This window comes from Aliamphritea hakodatensis (assembly GCF_024347195.1).
GTDB lineage: Bacteria > Pseudomonadota > Gammaproteobacteria > Pseudomonadales > Balneatricaceae > Amphritea > Amphritea hakodatensis.
On the sequence record NZ_AP025281.1, the window covers coordinates 4,943,507 to 4,969,345 of the forward strand.

The 25,839-nt window shown below is 53.6% G+C and carries 24 protein-coding genes; 6 read left to right on the forward strand and 18 right to left on the reverse strand.

What is annotated here, in order from left to right; translation table 11 throughout:
• The first annotated feature begins 28 nt into the window (after window positions 1-28).
• On the forward strand, window positions 29-712 hold the full coding sequence (locus tag PCI15_RS22465; RefSeq protein ID WP_271272096.1) for a hypothetical protein: 684 nt from the start codon (window positions 29-31) through the stop codon (window positions 710-712).
• Between the two features lie 138 nt (window positions 713-850).
• On the forward strand, window positions 851-2,755 hold the full coding sequence (locus PCI15_RS22470; RefSeq protein ID WP_271272097.1) for an MFS transporter: 1,905 nt from the start codon (window positions 851-853) through the stop codon (window positions 2,753-2,755).
• Between the two features lie 32 nt (window positions 2,756-2,787).
• On the opposite strand, the gene PCI15_RS22475 is transcribed toward PCI15_RS22470, so the two are convergent.
• Window positions 2,788-3,642, reverse strand: coding sequence for a LysR substrate-binding domain-containing protein (locus PCI15_RS22475; RefSeq protein WP_271272098.1), 855 nt, complete (start codon window positions 3,640-3,642; stop codon window positions 2,788-2,790).
• A gap of 144 nt (window positions 3,643-3,786) precedes the next feature.
• Here PCI15_RS22475 and PCI15_RS22480 point away from each other — a divergent pair, with 144 nt between their 5' ends.
• Window positions 3,787-4,446: an ureidoglycolate lyase gene (locus PCI15_RS22480; protein ID WP_271272099.1), complete on the forward strand. Its 660-nt coding sequence runs from the start codon at window positions 3,787-3,789 to the stop codon at window positions 4,444-4,446.
• A gap of 364 nt (window positions 4,447-4,810) precedes the next feature.
• A complete protein-coding gene (locus PCI15_RS22485) occupies window positions 4,811-5,482 on the forward strand; it encodes a BRCT domain-containing protein (protein ID WP_271272100.1) in 672 nt (223 codons plus the stop codon).
• 577 nt (window positions 5,483-6,059) lie between these two features.
• On the opposite strand, the gene PCI15_RS22490 is transcribed toward PCI15_RS22485, so the two are convergent.
• The 12 genes from PCI15_RS22490 to PCI15_RS22545 form a co-directional block, all read right to left on the reverse strand.
• Window positions 6,060-8,207, reverse strand: a complete 2,148-nt coding sequence (locus PCI15_RS22490) for a transporter substrate-binding domain-containing diguanylate cyclase (RefSeq protein WP_271272101.1) — start codon at window positions 8,205-8,207, stop codon at window positions 6,060-6,062.
• A 210-nt stretch (window positions 8,208-8,417) separates the two neighbouring features.
• Complete coding sequence (locus tag PCI15_RS22495; RefSeq protein ID WP_271272102.1) at window positions 8,418-8,690, reverse strand: type II toxin-antitoxin system RelE/ParE family toxin; 273 nt, start codon at window positions 8,688-8,690, stop codon at window positions 8,418-8,420.
• Window positions 8,683-8,961, reverse strand: coding sequence for a type II toxin-antitoxin system RelB/DinJ family antitoxin (locus PCI15_RS22500; protein WP_271272103.1), 279 nt, complete (start codon window positions 8,959-8,961; stop codon window positions 8,683-8,685). Before PCI15_RS22500 ends, PCI15_RS22495 begins: the two co-directional genes overlap by 8 nt.
• A 496-nt stretch (window positions 8,962-9,457) precedes the next feature.
• The gene (locus PCI15_RS22505) at window positions 9,458-9,763 is read right to left on the reverse strand and encodes a 4a-hydroxytetrahydrobiopterin dehydratase (protein ID WP_271272104.1); all 306 of its coding nucleotides are present in this window, start codon (window positions 9,761-9,763) and stop codon (window positions 9,458-9,460) included.
• A gap of 177 nt (window positions 9,764-9,940) precedes the next feature.
• Window positions 9,941-11,602 (reverse strand): BCCT family transporter, encoded by a 1,662-nt coding sequence (locus PCI15_RS22510; RefSeq protein WP_271272105.1) that lies wholly within the window; start codon window positions 11,600-11,602, stop codon window positions 9,941-9,943.
• A gap of 156 nt (window positions 11,603-11,758) precedes the next feature.
• On the reverse strand, window positions 11,759-12,535 hold the full coding sequence (locus tag PCI15_RS22515; protein WP_271272106.1) for an SDR family oxidoreductase: 777 nt from the start codon (window positions 12,533-12,535) through the stop codon (window positions 11,759-11,761).
• 173 nt (window positions 12,536-12,708) lie between these two features.
• On the reverse strand, window positions 12,709-13,665 hold the full coding sequence (locus PCI15_RS22520; RefSeq protein ID WP_271272107.1) for a GlxA family transcriptional regulator: 957 nt from the start codon (window positions 13,663-13,665) through the stop codon (window positions 12,709-12,711).
• A gap of 432 nt (window positions 13,666-14,097) precedes the next feature.
• Window positions 14,098-14,751, reverse strand: coding sequence for a SagB family peptide dehydrogenase (locus PCI15_RS22525; RefSeq protein WP_271272108.1), 654 nt, complete (start codon window positions 14,749-14,751; stop codon window positions 14,098-14,100).
• Complete coding sequence (locus PCI15_RS22530) at window positions 14,744-15,541, reverse strand: class I SAM-dependent methyltransferase (RefSeq protein ID WP_271272109.1); 798 nt, start codon at window positions 15,539-15,541, stop codon at window positions 14,744-14,746. Before PCI15_RS22530 ends, PCI15_RS22525 begins: the two co-directional genes overlap by 8 nt.
• 122 nt (window positions 15,542-15,663) lie before the next feature.
• The gene (locus PCI15_RS22535; protein WP_271272110.1) at window positions 15,664-16,155 is read right to left on the reverse strand and encodes a GNAT family N-acetyltransferase; all 492 of its coding nucleotides are present in this window, start codon (window positions 16,153-16,155) and stop codon (window positions 15,664-15,666) included.
• Window positions 16,139-17,080, reverse strand: coding sequence for a DUF3179 domain-containing protein (locus PCI15_RS22540; protein WP_376787854.1), 942 nt, complete (start codon window positions 17,078-17,080; stop codon window positions 16,139-16,141). The genes PCI15_RS22535 and PCI15_RS22540 overlap by 17 nt, the downstream gene beginning before the upstream one ends.
• Window positions 17,081-17,190: 110 nt before the next feature.
• Window positions 17,191-18,387, reverse strand: a complete 1,197-nt coding sequence (locus tag PCI15_RS22545) for a YbfB/YjiJ family MFS transporter (protein WP_271272112.1) — start codon at window positions 18,385-18,387, stop codon at window positions 17,191-17,193.
• Window positions 18,388-18,545: 158 nt separating this feature from the next.
• On the opposite strand from PCI15_RS22545, the gene PCI15_RS22550 reads away from it, so the two are divergent.
• On the forward strand, window positions 18,546-19,415 hold the full coding sequence (locus tag PCI15_RS22550) for a LysR family transcriptional regulator (RefSeq protein WP_271272113.1): 870 nt from the start codon (window positions 18,546-18,548) through the stop codon (window positions 19,413-19,415).
• A 37-nt stretch (window positions 19,416-19,452) separates the two neighbouring features.
• Here PCI15_RS22550 and modC read toward each other — a convergent pair whose 3' ends face one another.
• The 5 genes from modC to PCI15_RS22575 form a co-directional block, all read right to left on the reverse strand.
• The gene (gene modC / locus PCI15_RS22555) at window positions 19,453-20,523 is read right to left on the reverse strand and encodes a molybdenum ABC transporter ATP-binding protein (RefSeq protein ID WP_271272114.1); all 1,071 of its coding nucleotides are present in this window, start codon (window positions 20,521-20,523) and stop codon (window positions 19,453-19,455) included.
• Window positions 20,520-21,200 (reverse strand): molybdate ABC transporter permease subunit, encoded by a 681-nt coding sequence (gene modB / locus PCI15_RS22560; RefSeq protein WP_271272115.1) that lies wholly within the window; start codon window positions 21,198-21,200, stop codon window positions 20,520-20,522. The genes modC and modB overlap by 4 nt, the downstream gene beginning before the upstream one ends.
• The gene (gene modA / locus PCI15_RS22565) at window positions 21,200-21,958 is read right to left on the reverse strand and encodes a molybdate ABC transporter substrate-binding protein (protein ID WP_271272116.1); all 759 of its coding nucleotides are present in this window, start codon (window positions 21,956-21,958) and stop codon (window positions 21,200-21,202) included. The genes modB and modA overlap by 1 nt, the downstream gene beginning before the upstream one ends.
• A gap of 135 nt (window positions 21,959-22,093) precedes the next feature.
• Window positions 22,094-22,636 (reverse strand): cupin domain-containing protein, encoded by a 543-nt coding sequence (locus PCI15_RS22570; RefSeq protein ID WP_271272117.1) that lies wholly within the window; start codon window positions 22,634-22,636, stop codon window positions 22,094-22,096.
• A gap of 100 nt (window positions 22,637-22,736) precedes the next feature.
• Window positions 22,737-24,026 (reverse strand): NAD(P)/FAD-dependent oxidoreductase, encoded by a 1,290-nt coding sequence (locus PCI15_RS22575; protein WP_271272118.1) that lies wholly within the window; start codon window positions 24,024-24,026, stop codon window positions 22,737-22,739.
• Window positions 24,027-24,431: 405 nt separating this feature from the next.
• On the opposite strand from PCI15_RS22575, the gene PCI15_RS22580 reads away from it, so the two are divergent.
• A complete protein-coding gene (locus tag PCI15_RS22580) occupies window positions 24,432-25,820 on the forward strand; it encodes a glutamine synthetase family protein (RefSeq protein ID WP_271272119.1) in 1,389 nt (462 codons plus the stop codon).
• Window positions 25,821-25,839: the final 19 nt, after the last annotated feature.

Genomic DNA, 25,839 nt, shown 5'->3' on the forward strand with positions numbered 1-25,839 from the left:
GCATATCTGAAGCTTTCAAGGAATTATTATGTTCTCCCGATACACCACTGCCTTCGTACTGGCCAGTATGGCACTGCTACTGAGCGCCTGCAGCAGCCAGCCGGACATCAGTAACACCCCACAATCGCTGGATGGCAGCTGTGACTATGACCGCCGAACCTTGCTGGCACAGTTACCGGCGCTGGCCATTGAAGTGAACGGTGAGACCGAGCTGCAGAGTGCCAACAATGAATACATCAGCGTGCCGGCCGGGCAGCTGAAAGCCTATCCGAAAGCCCGTTATTTCGAACTGGATGTCAGCACCCGCACTGGCGGCGACTGTCAGCCAACCCGGGTACACAGCATCACTCCGCTGCAAATCGACAATCTGGATATTGCCCCCAGCGACAGCCGGCTCTACCAGAGCAGCGCCGTACTGAAAGCCGCCAAAGCCTGCCTGGGGGAATACTCACTGGGCTTCTGCCGGGAAAATGGTCTGATCAGCACAGAGGATCAGGACCAGGCCAGCCTGGTGCGTCAGAGCCAGCCACGGCTGCTGCGGCAGTGCTCAGTTGATACCCTTACAGCCCTTCGGTCTGAGTTAACCACCGCTGCCAGCGATGCCGGCTACCTGATCTGCTCACCGGGGCTGGACAGCGACGAAATAGCCATTCAGATAAAAGCCTCCGGCGGTGCCGCCGGCAGTATCTACCGAGCCTTCGAAACCCGCTGATATCAGCCTTGCGGACACAAATCGGTTTTCCTGCGGTCAGCCATCGAATTTATTGATAGCTGACCGACGGGAATTGATTGACAGAACAAAAGCTTAGGGCATAAAGTCGCGGAAAAACGCCCTAAGGAACTGCACTCTATGACGGCGACGCTGATCTCCCTGATCGCTCTGTTTTTAAGCGGATTTGTTATATTTTTAGGGCATGGCCTGAATAATATTCTGGTGCCCTCCCGTTTAGCCTCTGAAGGTATCAGTGCTGACAATATCGGCTTAATCATGGCGATGTTTTCTGTTGGCCTGTTAATCGGCGGTCTTTATGCCCGGCAACTCATCGTCCGGGTCGGACATATACGTTTATTTACCGCCAGCGCAGCCATTGGCGCCATCAGTATCCTGGCCTGTTATCTCTGGCTGAATGAATGGATGTGGGCTGCCATGCGGGCATGCATTGGTTTCAGCATTGCGGTCATTACCATAGTGACGGATGGCTGGTTAAGTGAAAGAGCAACCAGTGAAACCCGCTCACGTATCTTATCCATTAATCAGGTTGTTTTACTCTCCGCGATGTTCCTGGGTTCTTTCCTGGTCAACCTGGCCCCCGTCAGCGATGCGCTTTTATACATTATTGGCGGGTTGGTGTTCTGTGCAGGTGTCGTCCCGATTGCACTGAGTAAAGTATCAGCACCCGTCGTGGATGACTCACCCCGTATGCCTATGCCGGAGCTGCTAAAAATCTCCCCAGCCGGTGCATCTTCTGTATTCATGTGCGGCCTGTTGCTGGGTTCAATACTCTCCATGCTGGCCGTCTACGCACAAAATCAGGGCATTACCGGTGTCGACGTTTCATTACTGGTAGGTGCTGCGATTCTGGGTGGTTTTCTCTTACAGTTTCCCATTGGTTACCTTGCCGACCACTACAACCGCCGTACTGTCATTCTGTGCGTAACCCTGGTCTCTATGATCGCAACGGCCCTGATACCTTTCACTGTAGGGCTGGACTGGTTCATCATTACCCTGCTGCTGGTCGCCCTGAGCAGCGGCATTATGGCAACGCTCTACCCGCTGGGTATCTCTGAAAGCTTCGACCGTTTACAGCAAAGTCAGATGAGCGGCGCGATGGGGTCGATGATGATCATATACGCAGTAGGCGGTATTTCCGGCCCCAGTATTGCGGGTTTTATCATGAAGCACTTTGGCGACAACGCCTTTTTCACCATGCTGGCCGTCATGCACGCTTTGTTTGCACTGTTCATTTTCTACCGCACCAAAGTACGGCAAGCCATTCCGGTCGACCAGCAGGAAGCATTTGTTTCCCAGGGGGCAACCGGTATGGTCAGTGCCGACCTCGACCCCCGGACCGAATACTCTGATACCGCGCCGCAGCTGAGCCCCGCTGCCCAGACTGCCATAGATATGGCCACCCATCACCCGGAACTGGCCATCGACATGGTCATGCTGATTGCCAGAGCCAACCCGGAACAGGTTAACGAAGTGGCCGGTGCCGTTGCTACAGTAGAGGGTATCGACGTCACCGAACTGTATAACCGCCTCAACGAACTGACCCCGGAACAGGATACCGAACTGGCGCAAAGCATCATTGCCGCTTCCACCGAAGCCCCTGCAGAGCTGGTCAGCGCAGTATTTGAAGACGCTGAATCAGAAGACATTCCGGAACTGGCCGCCTCCATGGCAGAAGCCGCCCCGGAACAGACCCTGGATATCATTGAAGCGGCCACCGAAGCCGTACTGGAAGACGACAATCCGGAAGCCGTGGTGGAGATCGCCGAAGCCTACCTGAGCAACGTTTCCGACAACCTGGAAGACATGCGTTATGCCGACCGTCTGGCGGATGAAAGTGAGCAGAACGTTACCGACATGGTATCCATGATCGCTGAAAAAGCTCCGGAACAGGCAATGGACGTGGCCGCAGCAGCGGTCGAAGCCGTGCCTGAAAGCGCCTCCGATGTCGTCGAAGTGCTGCACGAACATGACGCCATTGATGATCTGGTATCAGATCTGAAAGACAAACCGGAACAGCCATAACCGGCCCTTAGCCGGGCAGACACCCTGCCCGGCTATTCCTGAATACAGTCAAAGAACGCCGCCACGTGAGGATTCTGCCGGCCGTTTTTCAGGCAGACAACTTCGTCCCAGTTAACCGCCTCCATACCGGCCACCGGCACCGCCCGGACACGCGGATCCTGATTCACTTCGCGGTTATACAAAAATCCCACCCCCATCTTACGCACCACCGCCTCGAATACCGCCTCCCGGCTGCCCATCACCAGCCCGGGCTGCACGTGTAACTGACGCTCTGCCAGCGCGGCGGCCAGTTTTTGCTGGGTATTCGAACCCTGTTCACGGAAGATCAGCACCTCTTCACTGAGCTGCTCCAGCGTCAGCGAATCAGCCCCCGCCAAGACGTGATCAGCCGATAACAGCGCCATCAGGCTTTGCCGGGCAGCCAGTTGCTTATGCACCCGCTGATGCGCCGGCGATCCCGCCAGCACTGCCACATCCACCTGTAAATTCAGCAAATTCAGCCAGGTGTGTTCCGCGTTAGAGAACAGAGTTTCCACCTTAACCTGCGGGTATCGGCTGCGAAATTCGGCAATCAGGTCCAGTGCCACATGGGGGCCATCAGCACCGATCACCAGACTGCCCGTATGCCGGCTGTCCGGCGACAGCAACTGCCGGGCCTCCGCCTCTGCCCGGAACATCTGCCGGGTGACAATAAACAGCGCCTGCCCCTCTGCAGACAGTTCCAGCCGGTGACCGGCTTTGCGAAACAGCAGCTTGCCGCTGTCCGCCTCCAGCGCTTTAAGCTGCACACTCACCGCCGGCTGGGTCAGGCTGAGACGCTCCGCCGCATCCTGTACTGATCCCGTCAGGGCCACCGCGTGAAAGGCTTTTAACTGCGCATGGGTCATACCGTCACCTGGCTGTAAAAATAAATTTATAAATTTGTTAACGGCATTGTTTTGACCACCGCCGCCGGCCTGCGGCATAAATACCCCGTGACTTATCGCAACCGGCCAACATCACAATAAAAGACCGACGAGAGCAGCCCAACAATGAACGATACCTCAGCACCAAACTATATCTTTGAAGCCAGCGAGAAACCAACCCGACCGCTGCATCAGGTTCCCCTGATCGTGGCCACGGAAGAATCTGTTAAAGGCTACGGCTGTCTGGTGGATGACCCGGACAACTTTGAAATTGAAATCGTCCGCTGGCCGGCACAGGGCTGGCGGCCTGTGGATGAAGGCACCGGTGACGAAGCCGGCTGGGTAGAAGGCATCTTCCACGGCGAATGGCGCGGCGACATCCTCCACGGCAGCAACGAAGCGGTCAACGGTGAATACGTGCTGGGCTGGTCCTGCGACCCGCAACAGGCCCAAAGTGATGTAGCCAGTGTCCCCCGGAATCAGGTGCTGCTCTGGCACATGAACTATCACCCGGACGGCGGGCAGATGTTCTATCCGCTGGATAACAAACCTTTTGTAGTGCCGGTGGCGCTGCCCGGCGATGACCTGACGCCTGATAAGGTGGTGGCTTTCTGGTGTGATGGTAGCCGTGGCTTGTATATCCACCCGAATATCTGGCATGAGGGTATCTTTCCTGTTGAGGATAAACAGCGTTTTCAGGACCGGCAGGGTAAGGTTCATGCGCGGGTGAGTTGTGACATAGGGGAGGAATTTGGAGTTTACCTTTCGGTACCGTTGAAACGGTAACCAGCTCTCCCAACTCTTATCTGATTCACTTTCAGGGTATTTGCTGGGGCAAATACCCTATACCGGCTCGATAGTTTTGCACATTGCTTAATTCGCCTGCCGACTGAGATTTCAGATGATCTTTTTCGCTTACGCGACTCAAGACCTTTAAACGGCTAAAGGTCTTAAGAATCTAAAGGCCGCCCCACTACTCGCCTGGCTTCGCCAGGTTCCCTGCGCTTCTCATTTTAAAATGGATGCTGCGGAACTCGGCCGCTGCGCGTCCTCAGACAGTCCTCGCATTATTCCATTTTAAAACTGCGATGCTCGGCTTCGCAGAAGGGGATCATCAGGCCGTGCCAACGGAGAGGGTTGATTTATATCTATGGAAATCAAACGCGCCGCTTCGTATAGTCAAACTAGATGGGATGAACTTCAGGAAGGATTAAAAATGGAAATTTTTACACGATTCAATAAAAAGGACATTCAAGACAGGCAGATAGATACCCTTATTGGCCTTAGCAAAGGAATAACCGCCAATGGAGAAGTCGATCAGGCTGAAGCTGAATTTCTTCAAAGCTGGTTAGTTCAGAATTGTCAGTCCGACAATCCAATTGTTCTGAACTTATTAAATAAAGTATCTGAAATGCTGGAAGATGGAATTCTTGATGAAGAAGAATCTTCCGAGTTGTTTTCTATTCTTCATTCTATCTCAGGCGATAAAACAGAACTTGGAGAGGTTTCAAAAACATCCACTCTTCCTGTTTGCGATCCTGCACCTCAGGTTGAATTCGCTGGTAAAAATTTTTTATTCACAGGCACATGCGCGTTCGGCACCAGAAAACAGTGTCAGGAAGCCATTGAATCTCTCGGCGGCATAAACTCTAAAGGGGTTACCAAAAAACTGGATTACCTGGTTTTAGGTACATATGTGACTGATAGCTGGGCTCACGAAAGTTTTGGCCGAAAGATTGAAAAAGCCATGGAATATCGTGAGTCCGGCTTACCGTTAGTCATAATTACAGAAGAACACTGGGCTAATGAAGCAGGCCTGTAGCCAAATAATGAGCGCAAAAGGAAGCAGACCTTTCCTTTTGCCTTTTCAGAGCACCTCACTCACAGTTGGCACCCCGCTTCCCCTTATGCGCAGCTGAGCATTGCAGGCATTGAATGATCAGCAGCGCAAACTGTTTGAGGGAGCGGAGCGACTGAGTTTTTGCGATGCCATTCAATGGCGAAACGCGCAGGGCATCCGGCGAAGCCGGGCAAGCATTGGGGCGGCCTTTAGATTGTTAAGACCTTTAGCCGTTTAAAGGTCTTGACTCGACGAAGTCGAAAAAGATCATCTGAAGAACAAATTGTGCACGATAACAACGACAGGTGCCAAACCACAATAACTCCCATTCAATGCCGAAACACACAAGGTACCCGGCGAAGTCAGGCCTACATTGGAGCTACCTTTAGATTGTTAAGACCTTTAGCCGTTTAAAGGTCTTGACTCGACGAAGTCGAAAAGATCATCTGAAATAAAAAACCAGCACAAAAATAACGACTAGTGCAGTCCATCAGGCCGATCCCCTAAACCTTCAGAAACTTCTGAACTAATTCATCATAACGAAAGTAATCCGGGGAAATTACAACTGAACCTCTACCCGGTTCCGTCCACCCTCCTTCGCCCGGTAAAGTGCCTCATCCGCTCTGGCGATGATCGTCTCAATAGAATCGCCACTCTGCGACAGAGTAAAACCGAAACTGGCACTCAGACTGCCTACTTCCGCAAAACCATGATCAGCAATCTTCACCCGCAAGGCGTCCAGCAATACAGTCACCGCGTCAAGATTCGACTCAGGGAAAATAATAATAAACTCCTCCCCTCCGTAGCGCCCCACATAATCCGTTTTACGTAAACTGCTCACCAGCAGCTCAGAAACTTCCACCAGCACACTGTCACCCGTCTGATGGCCGAAGGTATCATTCACCTGCTTAAAGTAATCGATATCGAGAATAGAGAGGCAGAAATCCCGCTCAAAACGTTCCTTTCGGTCCAGTTCTACCTGCAGCAACTCTTCAAGCTTTCTGCGGTTAAATAAACCGGTCAGGTTATCTGTCAGCGCGAGCCGTTCCAGCGCGATATTCTTCTCTTCAATGTCCTTTTGCGCCTGCTTGAGTAACCTGTTGGCCTTGGTAACTTTGGTATTCCAGTACATCAGCAGCAATACGATCAACAGCGCCACCAACACAATTTCCCAGATCAGCTTATAGTCGATGCCCTTCTCGTATTTGATTGGAATCCACTTATTCAGAATCTTGCGGTGCAACTCATTGGTAATGTTATTCACTGCCTTCTGCAGCACCGCCAGAAGCGTCTCATCATCGTTACGTACCGCAATCGACAGCTTTAACTTCTCATTGATCTTGCCGGCAATTTTCAGCTCGCCGAAATACTGACTCTGGAATTCATAACCGATGCTCGCCAGGGTATCAATAAAGCCAAACAGCTGACCGTCTTTAACTTTATCCAGCCCTTCATTGATATCATCCACCTCCACCAGCTCAAGGGAGGGGTAGCGGTTTCGTAAAATGTCTACAAAGGCATCACCGCGAATAATGCCGATCTTTTCACCTTCCAGATCCAGAATATGATTGATAAAAGGCACATCCACCCGGGTAGCGACTACCAGAGGTACTTCCAGATAGCTGCTGGTGAAGTTGAGATAGCTTTTGCGCTCAGGGGTTTCCATGCCCAGCGCAAGCATGTCACACCGGCGCTGCTGTATATATTCCAGCGACTGACTCCAGCTGTCAGTACTGACCAGTTCAAATTTCGCAGACAGCATCTGGCTAAACAGCTGATAGTAATCAGCGCTCATCCCGATGTGTTCGCCTTTCTCATTCAGCCCCTCAAAAGGCAGGCCCTTAGGGTTAATGCAGTACTTAATCCGGTTGGTATTAACGTAAGCAATTTCATTCTTATTGAGCAGAATATGGCCGCCCACATATTCCTTAATCGAACCTATCCATTTATCACTTAATGCCGCTTTTTCCTGCCTTGTCATGGCACTGAGCGTCTTCTGGACAATCGAACTTAACAGCGGCAGCTCAGGCTGAATGCCAAAGCGCAGATCTTCCCGTTTGGTATTGGGCAGCGAAAGCTCACTGGCCAGGGTGATATTCGTGTAAAGATACTTCTTAATCAGATGATTAATGTTAGGCAGGTTCTGCATCAGCGCATCGATCTTGCCGAACACCAGATCTTTGGTCAGCGCATCATAACTGTCGTAATACACCAGATTCAGATCGCCCGCTTTTTTCAGTTCTTCGATATAGAACACATCTTTCAGCACACCGACTTTCTTACCTTCCAGACTTTGCAGCCCCTTATATTCACCGAAGTCATCCTTCACAAAAATCATGATCGGAATGTTGTAATACGGGCTGGTAAACAGGGTAAATGGCTCGCGGTACTCCTTGTAGGAAATACTGCTGATCATATCCACTTCTTTGTTTTTAAAAGCGTTATAAATCGAAGTCCACTTATCGGTGCGGGTTTCAAAGCGCAGCCCGGTTTTCTCTGATATCAGCGCCAGCAGGTCATGCTCAAACCCCACCAGCCCGGCACCGGACTTATAAGAAAAAGGCGTGAAATCCGGCATCATTGCGACTTTGATCACCGGATGACTGGCAATAAAATTCTGCTCTTCTTCAGTCAGCACTAACTCACTGGCCATCGCACTGAACGAAAGGCACAGCATCAGAAAAAATTGGGGAAAAAAGACCTTCATTGCAATCCCTGGTATCTCACTTTTGAAAGGCCAACGGACAACACGAGCGTAAGATAATCAGCTCACCGCAAAGGCAGCATTAAACTTACCATTTAGTAAAGTAATTATCCCCACCCCGGCACTCACTCTGATCAGTAAAAAGCCATTCAGTGAAGAAGAACATAAACACAGGGGAACGGGATACAGGCCCGGCACGGAGAAAAGCGAAAGCTATCGGAATAACTCGCTATGCGAGCCTATTCGGGCCAGCTTGAGGGAGCCTTCATCGGTTTTATAAATCAAAACCAGATCCGGCTTAATATGGCAGTCACGATAATGTTGCCAGTTACCCGATAAAGCATGATCAACGTACTTCTCAGGTAACCTTCTGCCCAACTGTAACTCTTTGATAACATGCCCGACTTCTACAACATCCGGAATCGGAAGCTTCGCGATTTTCCTGAAATCTTTTTTAAACTGAGTGGAATACTCAAGTCTAAGCATCTGTAAGCTTACCTGCCTTCAGGTCATCAAACAGCTCTTCTACATTATCAACTGTATTCCCCTGACCGGACTCCAGCTCTGCAATCGCATCAGCAGTCAGAGAATTAGGACGCTTCACCTTTAGCTCAAACGGTATCCCGCCATAATTAATTACCGCCTTGGCAAAAAGCTTAATCGCCTGAGAGGGGCTCAATCCCATCTCCTCGCAGACACTGGTGAACGCCAGTTTAGTATCCTGATCAATCCGGGCGCTCAGCATTTCTGTTTTCATAGTGCTACCAATACAATTCGTCTTACAAAGTAAGACAAAGTATAGCAAATCAACACATCCATACCAAAGAAGTAGCACAGATGGGAACATAAACATGTAAACATGCACGAAGACGGCTCTTGCTTTTTTCAGAGCACCTCACCCGCAGCTGGCACCCCGCTTCCCCTTATGCGCAGCCGAGCATTGCAGGGCTTGAATGATCAGCGATACAAACTGTTTGAGAGCGCGTAGCGGTCGAGTTTTTGTAACGCCATTCAAGCTCGAAACGCGCAGAGCACCCGGCGAAGCCGGGCAAGTATTGGGGCTATTTTAGATTCTTAAGAACTCTTTTTGACAAGCTTTGGCCGTTACAAAAGTCTTGAGTCGACGAAGTCGAAAAAGATCATCCGAAGAAAAAATTCAGCACGTTAACAACGACAAGTGCCAAACAGAAATAACACCCCTCAACCCCGAATACACATCAGCAAAAACACTGAATAACAGTCAAAAAACAGAATTAAACCAACAACTTCTCAACCGAAGTAGCCAGTTTAAAATCCCGCTCACTCAAGCCGCCCACATCGTGAGACGTCAGCGTAATATCCACGGTGTTATAGCAGTTAAACCACTCCGGATGATGATTCTGCTTATCACAGATAATCGCCACAGAACTCATAAATCCAAAGGCCCGCACAAAACTGCGAAACTTAAACTGCTTAAAAATTGTATCGCCCCGCCGTTCCCACGGGGTTTCCAGTCCGTCGTTCAGGGTGGCCAGTGCAGCTTCAATCTGTGCTTCACTATAGGCTTCCGACAATGCCATGATCCGTCTCCTGTATTGCTATATCTGTTAGCTTAGTCAGCCTTGCTCCGGCTTTCATCCGGACACAGGCAGATTCATTCAGTTTGCCACTGCGGCCAGTTAAAGCCCACCGGCGTCAGACATAAAAAAAGGAGCATCAGCGATGCTCCTTTGCAGAGTTTAAAAAACGGTCAGCGATCAGTTTTCCTGCGAAACCGCCTCACTTTCACCGGCCTGCTTCTTCTCCATGAACAGGGATTTCAGTACCCCCAGCGTCATCAGAATGATCACCACACTGAGCGGCAGTGCCGCAGCAATATTGGCGGTCTGCAGGGCGCTGAGCCCCCCGGCCACCAGCAGAGCTGCCGCCACAAAACCAATGATAATGCCCCAGAACACCCGGAAGATCTTCGGTGGCTGCTCATTGCCGAAGGACAGAATCGTGGTCAGCACCAGCGTACTGGAATCAGAAGAGGTTACAAACCAGCTCAGCAGCAGGAAGACCATCAGGGCAGACAGAATCCAGCCCATCGTGCCGGTACCGGCAATGCCATCAGCGCTGGCAAACAGTGCCGCCGGCAGGTTCCAGGCCATGACCAGATCAATGATCCCGGCGGTGCCCACACCGGCTTCCGCATACAGCTCCTGATACAGGGCTGTGCCGCCGAAAATACCCAGCCAGACGAAGATGATAATGGTCGGTACCAGCAATACACCGATGACGAATTCACGCAGGGTACGGCCTTTGGAAATACGGGCAATGAACAAACCGATAAACGGCGCCCACGCCAGCCACCAGCCCCAGTAGAATACGGTCCAGCCGTTCTGCCACTTAGCCGGGCCTTCCTCTTCCGGGAACCAAAGGCCCATCTGTACAAAGCTGCCCATATAGTCCGCAATGGAATCACCGAAAATGCCCAGTAACCAGGCAGTCGGGCCGCCGAACAGGAAGAACGCCACCACCAGAATAGACACCAGAATATTCAGCTCGGAAATGATCTTGATGCCCTTATTCACGCCGGACAGCGCCGACAGGATTGATACTACGGAGATCATAAGGATCAGAATCAGTTGAGTAGTTGTACCCGGATCAATGCCGATCAGGCGCTCCAGACCCACCGACATCTGGCTGACGCCAAGGCCCAGCGATGTCGCCACCCCAAACACACAGCCCAGCACACCGAAGATATCCACCGCATGCCCGATCGGGCCATAAATGCGCTCACCGATGAACGGATACAGCGAAGAACGCAGTGCCAGTGGCAGCTTCTTGCGGTAAGCAAAATACGCCAGCGACATACCCACAATCACGTAGACCGCCCAACCGTGGAAGCCCCAGTGGAAGAAGGTTACCCGTAACGCGTCCACCGCCCGGTCATAGCCCAGCGCCGTTGCACCGGCCATATCCGCATAGGGGTTATTCGGATAGCCAAAACCGCCGCTGTTATCCAGATAAAAGATCGGTTCAGCCACCCCGAAGAACAGGATACCGATACCGATACCGGCGGAGAACAGCATCGAGAACCAGGCGAAATTACTGAATTCCGGCCGGCTGTCATCGTCTCCCAGCCGTATTTTACCGAACGGGCTGATAACAATGTAGAAACACACGGCAATCAGAAATACCACGGTCACCAGGTAATACCAGCCAAAGGTGGATTCAATCCAGCTGCGGGCACTGCCAAATACAGTGCCTGCCAGATCAGTGTTCGTCCCGGTAAAGAGTACAAACAGCATCACCAGTGCCGCTGAAGTGATGGTCATTCCCTTGTGCATATCTTTGAATAGCCCGGTCCGGGCCAGCATATCTGCCCGAAACACCGAATTTTCCGGTGCAGGGCTGCGAGAGTCTTGCGACATAACGCATCCTCCATCTTGTTATTTTTGTAGATGAATGAACCTTCCGGTCGGAAGGCAGGAATGGAAAAAGGCCGGCTTGCGCCGGCAAACTCGCTAATCCACCAGCATCTCGCTGGCGGATCAGGCAGGCATTTTCCGAAACTGTCTGGCGCTGCTTTACGCCAGTGTGTGAGTATCACCGTCGACGCTGATCACCTGACCGGAGACTTTCCGGCCGCCTTCAGACGCCAGGAACACCGCCATGGCGGCAATGTCTTCCGGGTCTACAAAGGTTTGCATCGAACACTGACTCACATAAGCCGCGCGTACCTCGGCTTCTGCGCTGTTACGGGCGCGGGCCTCGTTGGCAATCACCCGGTCCATTCGCTCACCGGAGACCGCGCCGGGGCAAATCGCATTCACCCGGATATTGTCGGCGCCGCACTCCATCGCCAGAGATTTTGTCAGCCCGGTCACCGCCCATTTGGCGGCCGCATAAGGGGTACGCAACGGATAGCCCATGATCCCGGCCGTAGAAGATAAATTGATAATCGCCCCGGACTGCTGTTCTTTCATCAGCGGCAGGGCCTGCTTACAGGCGTAGAAAGTGGCATTAAGATTGATCTGTACGGTTTGCTGCCAGGCATCGGAATCCAGTGATTCCAGCACCCCGGCCGGGCCGCCGATCCCGGCGTTATTCACCAGCACATCAATGCCGCCCAGCTGTTCCAGACCATCACGGAAGAAGGCTTCGACCTGAGCCTCATCCCCTACATCCGTCAGGCTGCAGCTGATCTGATCAGACTCCGCCGCCATGGCATCCAGGGCATTCTGATCAATATCACAAATGTGGACCCGGGCACCGGCAGCTACAAAAGCCCGGGCGATTCCCCGGCCAATACCCTGTGCCGCTGCTGTGATAAATACCCGCTGTTGCTGTGACTGCCCGTTCATGAATACCTCCGCCAGCGGCAACTGTCAGTGAAGGCCTCACCTGTCTGTCAGTTGCACGCTTATTGTTATTATCTGCCTGATAAAGTACCCAAGGCAGCGGCTGAGGTTTTCAGAAAAAACGACTATCTGTTGATAAAAATCGAATATACCCGGACAAAAGCGTCAATATGCGCCTAACGCTCGTGACTGGGTTTAGTATTGAAATAGCGCTGGTAGCAGCGGCTGAAGTGCGCCACCGAGCTGAAACCGCAGGCCACGGCAACATCGGTCACACTGTGGCTGGTCTGCTGCAGCATCCAGCGGGCCTGATTGAGCCGCAGGGTGCGATAATAGGTGCCGGGCGTCTGCTGCAGGTAATGTTTGAAAAGCCGCTCCAGCTCCCGGTTGGACACCCCCAGATGCACGGCAATCTCCCCCATGCTGAGAGGTTCCTCAATGTTGTTTTCCATCAGCTGTACCGCATCCGCCAGACGGGGATTGCGGCTGTCGAGCCGTTTTTGCAGCGACGCTCGCTGGGGGTCAGAATGGTGCCGTTCATGGGTAACGATCAGTTCATCCGCCACCGTCACCGCCAGCCCGTTACCATGCTGAGTACGGATCAGGTGCAGCATCATCTCCAGCCCGGATAACGCGCCGCTGCAGGAAAACCTTTTACCGTCCACCACCAGCAACTCCTGCACCCAGCTCACCCGCGGGTAAACCGCCATTGCAGCGGGCAGGTTCTCCCAGTGCATGGTTGTGCGGTAACCGTCCAGCACCCCCGCCGCCGCGACGATATAGGCCGCGGTATCCTGGCTGCCTATCTCCGCGCCGTGGCTGGCCTGCTGCCGGATAAAACTCAGCAGACCCGGCGTAATATGCAGCTCCGGGTTATCACCGGCACACACAATCAGCACCTGCACTTTACCGACATCCCGAATGCTGTGCTGGCTCATAATCTCGATACCATCACTGCTGCTGATCAGCCCGCCCTGCTCACTGATCAGCCGCCAGCGGTAAAGCTCGCGCTCACTGGTGCGGTTAGCATGACGCAAAGGGTCCAGCATGGAAGTTAAGCCAAACAGAGAAAATCCGGGGACCAGCAGAAAATCTATCTGCTGAGGGAAACTCACCGGCCGATCACCGAACATAATGCACCTCCTGCTCAGGCGTAAATAAACCCACGTGTTTCAGGCCCCGCCTGTCACCGGTATAGCATGGTAAATATGAACGATTCCGACAAAACCGCCCGGATAAAACAAGCCTATTAAGATACTGACAAAAACCGACAATCTTTATCCACATACGAATAAAAACATAACACAAGCGAATATATAAGTATGACTTATCCACACTCAGAACATTATCTGCTCCGGACAGAGGTATACAAAAAGCGGATAAATCAGTAACAGAAGAAACATCTGAACAGGGAAAACAATTGCTTAGCCGGCCAGCATCACAACCGTCGGCCGTATCCATCAGGGCAGAAATGCAGTGATGAAAAGCAACAGCCTGCCTTAACAGTCAATCTTAACAGTCAATTTTAACGGTCAGCCCAGGCAGTACAGCCGGGAGAGGATAAATCAGGCCCTGGGCCCGATACACAGCAGCGCTGTCGGTTCCAGTAACCCGGACTGCGGCAGCAACTGACACACTGCCACATCGTCAAAGCCGCCCACCAGCGTCATGCCCAACCCTAAAGCGGTAGCCTGCAAATGCATATTCTGGCTGACCGCACCGGTTTCCATATACACGTAACGTTCACCGCGCCAGCCACGGGGAGCCTGCTCTGCGAATGCCTGTCGCATACTCTGGATATCCGCCAGCACCACAATCACAGCGGCGGCATCTGCCAGCCAGGGCTGCTCACCAATGGCTGCGGCGGCAAACTGTGCGCTGCGCTCACCTTCATCCAGAAAATTCAGGCTGTGACTGGCACCGTTATAGCTGTAGACACCCGGAATCAGCCCCCGCACATGGCGGACATAGACCTGCAGTGACAGAGGACATAAACCGTTCGCTGAAGGGGCCATGCGTTTTCCGTTGGAGGTCCCGCCACGGGTTTTACGCTCCCCCTGACCGGCCCAGAGCAATGCGGATAACTGCTCCAGATTGAGCCCCTGTTCAACGTTAAACGAACGAACCGTTTCCCGCTCCCTGAGGACCATTTGCAGGTCACACGGCGGTAATTGCAGTTCCGGTAACGGCTTGATCATCACATTCCCCTGTTTATTCATGCTTCTGCCAGCTCGCCACGAAGCCTAACGGCGGATTCGCCGGTGCATGCTGTAACTCAGCACAGTAATTACCAATGTTTTCAGCCACTTCCTCAAAACTGCACAGCTGTAACGGTTGTTTCAGTGCCGCCTGTAAAATGTCTGCCAGCGTATGCTGAAACCAGTAATTGGCCGTCGCCTCGTAGGTTTCACCGGTAAAGTAATCCAGCCCCGAGGTGTCTTCAAAGGGTTCACGGTTAAAATACGAATACTGCACCGTGGGGCCCGCATCACTTTCATCGTACATGTTCAGCAATGGGTGAATATCTTCGATGAACAGCTTACCGCCGGGCTTAAGGGCGCGGTTACACACCGCCATGAACGCTGGCAGATCCGGCATCCAGTTCAGCACACCCACGGTAACAATCACGATATCAAACTGCTGCTGTAAGCTTTCAGGAATGGCATAAATGTTGTGGCAGTCAAACTGCATATCCGGATGCCCGGCCAGCGTCGCCAGTTGCTTCGCCTGCGCTACAAAATTCTCAGCACCATCAATGCCGACACAGCGCCCTGCCCCCATATTTTTCACCGACAGCAGATCAATGCCGTTATTGCAGCACAGCTGCAGCACAGCCTTATTCTCTAAGGCTTCCTGTTGCAGCAGGCGATGTAACCCGGCATTAAGATTATTAAAATCAGGCGCCTGAACCTGCTGCTGCAAAGCGGCATTAACTTTCGCATGTCGCGGGGCGGCCTCATTCCAGGAAACCAGGGTGCTGTGTATCAAATCCTGATGTTTAGTATCCATACCTATTCCTTTTACAGGGTTATACGCCATCTGATAACGACTTTTGCCCCCATTGTGGTTTTTGATGAGATTCAGAGCCGCCTGAAAGAGGTGCTTATATAACAATCCGGGTTAACGGTTACTTAAAGCGCTTTACTGAAAACCACTTCCGCCAGCCGGTAACCCTGCCGGGTATAACAATCACGGGCCAGATGATTTTCGGCCAGTGCCGTCACCATAATCCTGGCCAGCCCCATGTTCCGGCAATGCGCCTCAGCCGCTTCCATCAGCCGGGTTGCAATGCCTTTTCCCCTCTGTTCTTCAGCGACACAAAGGTCGGTCACCAGCCCCCAGGTTTTGTACTCCGGGTACAGATGTAAATCATCCACATGCTCTGATTCAGTTATCACCACCAGAAAACCACACACCCGCCGGGCCTGCAGCGCCACAAGCACCTGACCGCCGGAAGCCTCACAGGCCCTGCGCAGGTAGCGGAAATGGCCAGCAGCCACTTCATTACCCGGTGGCCGGTCGCTGCTGAGCTGGCGCTCATAGTCCTGCAGCACGGCCATCAGGGCCACGACACCGTCATGATGTTCCGCTGTGTAAGCCTGAATTTCAGTTGTCACTGCCATTAAAAACCTCTCCCTGTGGATGAAATGTGTACCAGGCGAACCAGAAACTGTTCACCACGGGTAATTCCTGTTCTGTCCCGGCCAGCCAGATACGGCCGCTGCGCTGCCCGGCATCATAACGGATCACTAATTTTTGCCCGGCAAAAGTGTCCTCAAGCTCACCTGAGGGGCCTGCTTTGGCCAGTTCAGCAAATGGATAGGCCTTAAACTGACCGTTCAGTTCCAGCCCCAGTACCCGCTCTTTCGGATGATACGCCTGGCTGAGAAACTCCACCGGGAAGTACAGATTCGCCGACGTATCATAATCGCCATAAGGGGAACGGGTATAGTTTCGGTTAAAACCGGTCTCCCGGGACAACACCAGTGTGTTGGGATACTGAGCCCGCCAGCTTTGCCAGGAGGTATACCAGGACGGCACCATCTGCAGCGCCTGCCCTTTATATTCCCCGGTTACCGCCCGGTTCTGCAGTTGCGACCAGAGAGACTCTGTCTGGCGGTCATAGAGCAGTACATCGCTGTTATACAGCAAACCCGAGACCCCGAATGACAACGCGTTTCCCGCAGGGGCCGCCTGATACACAACGCCGGTGCCGCACAGCGGGCAATAGGTAACCACCAGTGCATTGTCCGGCCCGGCGCCAAAACGGTCGTTGACGATCTCATGCCAGTCGAGAATAGCAATGGGGTAGGCTTTAGCAATGCCGTTATGCACCACTCCCATTATCCGGGCATCCGGGCGCAACCATCCGGCCGCAACGGCTTCAGTAAAACGGGGGTTATCAATGGCAGGAATGCCGTCCCGTGGCGGGCCGCCGGAGAGAATCTGACGGCTATCCAGCAGGCTGTCACTGAGATCAAAGCCATTCAGGGAACGGGCCTGTAAAGACATGCAAACGCTGCTGAACAGCAACCCTGTCAGCAACATTTTTAACCAGAAAATGCGGTAAAACGGAGAGATAAATAACGGCATAGGCTGATCCTCCTGTGGGATCATCATATACCGGGTTGCGGCACATGAGTACCGCCATCCACTGGCTAGCGAATTGCGACTGCAACATCTGACTGTGGCTGCCCTTCCAGCCACTTCAGCCATACCAGCAATACAGCCCCAAGCAACATCATTCCCGCCGCCAGATACAGCCCCTGGGCATAACTGCCACTGCCCGCCGCCAGCCAGCCGGTCACTGCCGGGGCAACAATCTGGGCAACCCCGTAAGAAATGGTCATCCGGCCCATCATTTTAGCCGGGCGGGTCGGGTAATAGCGGCCCGCCATCGCCAGCACCAGGCTGACCATGCCCACAAAGGTTGCGCCAAACAGCGCCGCGCCACACAGGGCAAACCACAGGCTGCTGCCCAGCAACGGCAATACAATCCCCACGATCTGTAACAGACAGGCCAGTAACAGGGCATAGACATCCCCGGTGACACGGGCGACCCTGTCCCAGATAAAGCATGCCGGCATGGCACCTATGCCCACCAGCATAAAGGTAATGCTGCCCTGCCCTTCCATACCCGGCAGCGCTTCCACGATGGCGCTGATGAAGGTTGCACTCACTGCATAGCCAATACCGGCACAGAAATACGCCGCCATAAACACCCAGATAAACAGCCGCCCCGGTGGGTTATCCGGCATCGGCTGCCCGGTGGTGGTCATTCCGCTGGTATCCGGTGCCGGCATCCAGCGCCAGGCCAGCACGGTTAGCACCAGCGCCAGCACGGTCAGCAGATACCACTGCTGCTGCCAGTCAGCGACCCGTACCGTCACTTCCACCAGCATGGCGCAGCAGGCAATACCCAGCCCGATCCCGCCAAAATGAATGCCCAGCTCACCCCGCTGCCCGTTGCGCATCAGCCAGTTCAGCACCAGCCCGGACCCCAGTAACATGCCGGCGGCACTGCTCAGCCCGGCAAAAAACCGCGACACAGCCCAAACCCAGAGATTATCCGTCAGCCCCATCATCAGGGTGGTCCCCACCGCCACCAGTAAGCCAATCCGGAACAGCCGGTCTTTAAGCTGCAAATCACTGATCAGCGATGCAATCACCGCGCCACTTAAATAGCCCACATAGTTCAGTGCCGCCAGCCAGCCCCCTGCCGCCAGACTCAGATCCGTATGCTGCTGCATGATGCCCAGCAAAGGCGTATAGGCAAACCGGGCCACGCCCATGGTGATCACCAGCCCCAACACGCCTGCCGCCAGCACGCGGAATTTTTCTGATAACTGCAACACTGAATCGCTCCTAATCCATTACATACCGGCATTTGCCGGTTCGGGACACAAGGTACATAATGACAATCATCGCAACAAGCGAATCATTTTGATATAAACATTCTGTATAACAGATACATCAAAAGACTTACTAAAGAGACTGGTTAAAGAGATCAACTATGGACCTGGCTGCCCTGCATACATTTATCAGCGTCATTGAACAGGGCGGCATTCTGGCCGCGTCCCGACATCTGAATACGGTTCAGTCCAACGTCACCTCACGGATTAAACGGCTCGAGGAGGCACTGGATACCCAGCTGTTTTACCGTCAGGGCCGCGGGCTGGTGCTTTCACCGTCCGGTCAGGTGCTGGAAAGCTATGCCCGGCGGATGCTGCAACTGGAAATTCAGGCCACGCAGGCGGTACGGCAGGCGGGAAATCAGAGTGGTGAATTGCGCATCGGCACCATGGAATCCTTTGCCGCGTTGCGGCTTTCGCCGATTTTGCGGCAACTGCGCCACGACCATCCAGGCCTGCAGTTACAGATCAGCACCAACACCACTGATGATCTGATCCGGGCGATACTGCAACATAAACTCGACTGCGCCTTTGTTGGCGGCCCGGTTGAACATCCGGATATCCGGGTCAGCCAGGTGATCGAAGAAGAACTGGTACTGGTCTGCAGCAACCAGTCCGGTACACCGGAGATTGCTCAGTTACCGCTGATCCTGTTCCGGGACGGCTGCGCCTACCGTACAAGAGCCCTGAACTGGCAACAGCACAGTGGCAATCACGCACAACAGTTAATGGAAATGGGCAGCCTGGATGGTATTCTCAGCTGTGTTGCAGCCGGTCTGGGCTGCACGCTGCTGCCGGCGGCGGTGGTTGCCGCCAGCAGTCATCAGCCGGCGCTGCACACAGAACAGCTGCCTGCGGCGCTAAGCTGTGTACCGACACTGATGATTCAGCATAAAGATGCCCTGCCACTGCCAGCCCTGACGGATTTAAGTGAACAGGTCAGCCGGTTACTGGCGGAGCAGGCCGCCTGAGCCGCACACTGAAACGCTCAGGCGATAAAGTCGCGGATCAGGCCAACACGGCCACACTCTTGATCTGGGCATATACCTGACGGCCCGGTTGCAGATTCAACTCAGCGGCCGATTTGCAGGTAATTCTTGCCAGAATCAGATCATTGCCTATCCGTAACCGGACCGTCACCTGCGCGGTACTCGTTTCTGCCAGTGCTTCCACCTGTGCCGGAAAGATATTCAGAATACTGGTATCGCTTTGCCGGTTCAGGGTCAGGCTGACATCCCGGGCCTGAATCTGCAGCCGGGCCCGCTGCCCCTGTGGCATCCGCTCCCCGGCCACCGCAAAACGGCCGCCGGAAAACACCAGATAACTCAGATCATAGGCGGCATCGCGGCCAGCCACGACGGCTTCAATCACAGTTTCCGCATCCGGCCCCTGTGCCAATGGCATATCCAGGCGGGTAAACACCGTTTCCAGCGGGCCTTCTGCAACCGCCCGACCAGCCTGCATCATCACCAGATGATCCGCCAGACGGGCCACTTCATCCCGGGAATGGCTCACATACAGCAAAGGAATATCCAACTGCTGATGGAGGTTTTCCAGATACGGCAGAATTTCCAGCTTGCGGGCATCATCCAGCGCCGCCATCGGCTCATCCAGTAACAGCACCTGCGGACTTACCGCCAGCGCCCGGGCAATGGCCACCCGCTGCTGCTCACCACCGGATAACTGATACGGCTGGCGGTTCAGCAGATGACCGATCCCCAGCAATTCAACAGCGGCATCCAGCGAAATGGCTTTATCGCTGTCAGGCTTACTGCGCTTCAGACCAAACTCGATATTCTTCTGTACACTCAGGTGCTCGAACAGGCTGGGTTCCTGAAACACATAGCCGATCGGCCGCTTATGTACCGCTAACCGTGTACGGCTGTCCTGCCAGATCTGATCATTGACTGTCAGCTCACCCTGCGCCTGAGGCTCCAGCCCCGCAATTGCCCGCAGCAGTGTGGTTTTGCCACAGCCGGACGGTCCAAAAATGGCCGTTACGCCTTTGGCAGGTAACTGCAGATCCACATCCAGATCAAACTCACCGCGACTCAGCCGGAAACGCGCCTGAATGCTCATAAGCGCACCACCATAAAGCGACGGTTTAAGGCATACACCGCCATCAGCATCACGAATGACAGGGCCAGCAAGCCACCGGATAGCCAGTGGGCCTGACCGTATTCAAGTGCTTCCACATGATCATAAATCGCAATAGAAACCACCTGGGTTTCGCCGGGAATATTACCGCCGATCATCAGCACTACGCCGAACTCACCCAGGGTATGGGCAAAGCCCAGCACTGCCGCCGTGAGAAATCCTGGCCGGGCCAGTGGCACCGCCACGCTGAAAAAGCGGTCCAGCGGTGCAGCCCGTAAGGTTGCAGCCACTTCCAGCGGCCGCCGGCCAATTGCCCGGAACGCGTTCTGCAGCGGCTGCACCACAAACGGCAGGGAATAAAAGACGGAGCCAATCACCAGTCCGGTAAAGCTGAAGGGTAACGGATCGCCCCCCATGGATTTAACCAGGCTGCCCACTGGCCCGTCGGGAGCCAGCGCCAGCAACAGATAAAAGCCCAGCACAGTCGGCGGCAACACCAGCGGCAACGCCACAACGGCTTCAATAAGGAATTTATAACGCCAGCGGCTACGGGCCAGCCACCAGGCAAAAGGCGTTCCGACCAACAGCAGAATCAGGGTGGTGACCCCCGCCAGCTGTAAGGTAATCAGTAACGCATCAAGATCTTGTTGAGTCAGCATTATTGGCCATCATCTGCGACACTCTCATAACCGTAACGGCTGATGATTTCAGTGCCTGCCGGGCTTTGCACAAACTGCATAAACTGCTGTGCGGCCGGCGTATCTTTAAGTAATACCGCCTGCTGGCGGATCGGTGTATAGCTGTTCTGGTCCGGTAACCACTGCGACCCGCCGGCATCCGGTAAGGCTTTCAGCTGCGAATAGGCAACAAAACCCAGTTGGGCATTACCGCTGCGGACGAACTGAAACGTCTGACCGATATTCTCGCCCCGCACCGCACGGCTGCGCAGCCCGGGCCAGACACCGGCCCGCTCCATGACTTCCTGTGCTGCCCGGCCATAAGGGGCCAGCTTAGGGTTCGCCATCGCCAGATGGCGGAACGCCTCTGAATGCAGCACCTGCCCCTCCGGATCAATCAGACTGGCGTCCGGGCTCCACAACACCAACTTGCCGGTCGCATAGGTGAAACGGCTGCCGGGCACCGCAATGCCTTCATCATCAAGCAACTTTGGGCGCTTGGTATCTGCGGCAAAAAAAACATCAAAAGGCGCGCCGTGTTTAATCTGCGCGTAATGTTTACCGGTTGAACCGAAAATCAGCTTGGTGCTATGACCACTCTGCGCCGTAAAGTGTTCCGCTAATGCTTCCATCGCGGCAATAAAATTACTCGCCACCGCAATGCGTACCTCAGCAGCACCGGCATTCACGGCCAGCAACAGGCCGCACCCCAGACAAAAACTTCGCAGCAAAAACTTCATTCTCATTCACGCCTATACATATCAGCCAGTGTTCTACCGGTATGACGGATTTATAGCAGATCGGGCCAGCCAGTGGCAGCAGAATTGCCCCGTGAACGGGGCACAGAGATCACTCAGATCAGGTTTACAGTAACATCAGAAGGATGGTGGCGTGTGCGCACTGACAATCCGGCACTGCTTATTGGTTTTATTCCGGAAGCGGTGAGGAATTTTAGTCTGGAAGTTATAGCTGTCACCCTGCTCCAGATTGAAGATTTCACCGCCGACCGTCAGTTCAATTTTTCCTTCGATGACAGTACCGGCTTCCTCACCTTCGTGTTCCATCAGCTCGGTGCCGGTATCCGCGCCCGGCTCGTAACATTCAATAAAGAACGCCAGGGTACGTTTGTTATCCGGGTTACCCACCAGCTTCCAGTGGATGTCATCGGTGCCCATATCGATCAGCTCATCGGGGCGGAATATCACCTGCCGTTTGGCTTCAATATCGGCGGTAAAAAACTCGGTAACCGTCATCGGTATGCCGCTGAGAATTTTCTTCAGCGAAGCCACGGAAGGGCTGACCGCATTACGCTCGATCATCGAAATGGTGCTGTTAGTCAAGCCAACACGCTTCGCCAGCTCGCGCTGAGAAAGCCCGTATATCTGGCGGATTTTTTTTAACCGGTCACCTACTTCCACGCATCTACCTTTCGTTGACAGCTCGTTTGTGCAGCATTGTATCAGCAGACGGCACACGAATGCAGACCCACATACGCCGTGCCGTGCCAAAGCATGACGCTTAACGCAGTTTTTCCAGCATCCCGTAGTACCACATACCTGCTGCCATCATCTGACCGCTGACCCAGTCACCGAACGGCAAACGCACATGGCTGATATCCGCAAAGACATCAAATTTCTCCATCGACCCGGCGACTGCATCCCCCATGATTTCAGCGATGATATGGGTCAGGCCGATACCGTGGCCGGAATAGCCCTGCGCATAATAAACATTATCTGACAGCTTACCCAGCTGCGGAATGCGGTTCACCACAATGCCCATCATGCCGCTCCAGGCATATTCGATTTCAACCCCTTTTAAGCGGGGAAAGGTCTTTTCAATCCCCGGACGCAGCTCTGCCCGGATATCTCTGGATTCCCGCCCGGAGTAATTCGCCCCGCCGCCAAACATCAGCCGCTTATCGGCGGTCAGGCGATAATAATCCAGCACAAAACGGCAGTCATACACCGCCAGATCCTGTGGGTTTATCTGGCTGGCCACCTCATCCCCCAGCGGCTTAGTTACCACGTTGCCACCACAGGCAGGAATGATCATACCTTTCATCTTCATCCCCCCTAAGCGGTGATAGGCATTACCCGCCAGAATCACCGATTTGGCCATCACCTTACCCTGTTCGGTAATCACTGCCGGGGTTGCACCGTGCTGAATGTCCACCACCTTTGAATTTTCAAAGATCAGCGCCCCCATAGACTCCGCCGCCCGGGCTTCACCGATACACAGGTTCAGCGAATGCAGATGCATATTACGGGTATTCAGTACACCGCCATGATATATATCGGTTTCCAGATACTCCGGAATCTGCGCCGCAGACAGCAGGGTGACATCATCCCCCATGCCCCGTTCAACCGCTTCGTTATAGCCTTCTTCTAACTCCTGCATATGAGACGGTTTGTAGGCCGTGTGTAAATGCCCATGTTTGAGATCACACTGAATACCGTACTTTTCAACACGGGACTTAATGATCTCATGCCCCCGCCAGCGCAGGTTCCAGACGAAGTCCTCTCCGGCTTTGCCCATTTTCGGCACCAGCTGTTTCAGCAAGGCCTTATCACCCGACAATGATCCGGTGACCTGACCGCCGTTACGCCCGGTCGCGCCCCAGCCAACTTTATTCGCTTCAATGATGGCCACTTTGTAGCCTTTCTCGGCCAGCTCGACCGCTGTCGCCACACCGGTAAAACCGCCTCCGACGATCGCCACATCCACCTGATGTTCACCTTCCAGCCGGGGGTAGTCTGTGGTTCCGTTCAGGGAATTCGCATAGTAATTGTCACAGTATTGCGCCTGCATCTGCTTTCTCCGAAGTGACTTGTTATGACCGGCTGAAGTGGATTTTGAACATTTATCCGTCCTGTGCTCCATGAACAGAAAACAACAAAACAGACCGGTTTTAACCTTACCAAATCCGGCTGCATTGCAACCACACCAAGCTAAACCATTGATTTAAATTAATTTTAAGGAAAAATCAACGGCAAGACAGTCAAAAACAAGTGATCATTTTTTTGATCATATTATGGATATAAAGGCCTTTAGACAATAGTATTGTAAAAAATATGATCAATTTTCTCTTGACTCAACCCTGCCAAAAACCTAATTTAATACCCAGTTGAACATTATATTGATCACTTGCATAAAACCCGACGCACTTAATAACAGGTTTCCGGGCCACGCAGTACAAAAACAAAAAGGCATCCCATGTCCGAGCAATCACAGAACCACAGTCACCAACACCCTGCCACCGCCACCCTGCTGGATAAGCACCCTGAAATTAAAGCTGTGGATCTACTCATCAGCGATTTAAACGGCGTGACCCGGGGCAAGCGCATTGAATGCAGCGCGCTGGACCATGCAATGGAAGATGGCATTAACCTGCCGGCATCGCTGTTCTCGCTGGATATCACCGGCAAAACCGTTGAAGACTGCGGCCTGGGCCTGCATATCGGCGAACCTGACAGACTCTGCCTGCTCAACCCACAAAGCCTGACGCTGGCCCCCTGGCAGCGCCGCCCCACCGCTCAGGCACTGATGAGCATGTACGAACCGGATGGCCAGCCTTACTTTGCCGACCCCCGCCACGTGCTGAGCAGCATCACCAAACGCCTGACCGATATGGGGCTGACCCCGGTGGTTGCTGTAGAGCTGGAGTTTTATCTGGTTGACCCTAAACGTGACAGCAAGGGCTTCCCTCAGCCACCAATCTCACCGCGTACCGGCCAGCGCGAAGAACATACCCAGGTGTATTCGGTAAACATTCTGGATGAGTACAGCGAGTTTCTTGAAGACATCGCTAACTACACCGCTGCCCAAAATATTCCGGCAGATACCGCCGTCGCTGAATATGCGCCGGGGCAGTTCGAAATCAACCTCAAGCATCAGGATGATCCGCTGGCAGCCTGCGATAACGCCATCCTGCTTAAGCGGGTCATTAAAGCCGTCGCTGAAAAACATGGCATGGAAGCGTCTTTCATGGCCAAACCTTATGAAGAAGAAGCCGGCAGCGGCACCCACATTCACGTCAGTCTTGTGGATGAAGCCGGTAACAACGTCCTGGCCGAAGAAGGCCGTGACTACAGCCAGACAATGGAACATGCCATTGCCGGCCTGCTGGAATTCATGCCCGCTTCCATGGCGTTTTTCTGTCCGAATGTGAACTCCTACCGCCGCATGCGCCCGGAATATTACGTACCCATGGCCCCTAACTGGGGTGTGGATAACCGCACTACATCATTGCGCATTCCCGCCAGCGGTAACAGCGCCAAGCGGATTGAGCACCGGGTTTCCGGCGCGGATGCCAACCCTTATCTGGTGATGGCATCCATTCTTGCCGCTATTCACTACGGCCTGAGCCAGGCACAGGCACCGGCAAAACCGCGAATCGAAGGCAATGCTTTTGCCCAGGACGGTGTCGGCCTGCCAACCCGCATGCACGACGCTCTGCAACAGATGCAGGACAGCGACTTACTGCGTGAATACTTCACCCCGGAATTCCTGGATTTATACATCGTTTGCAAACGCGAAGAGTTATCAGAATTTGAGCGTCACGTCACGGCGCTCGAAAGCCAGTGGTTTCTGACCACGGTGTAAATACCTTACCGGCCCGCGG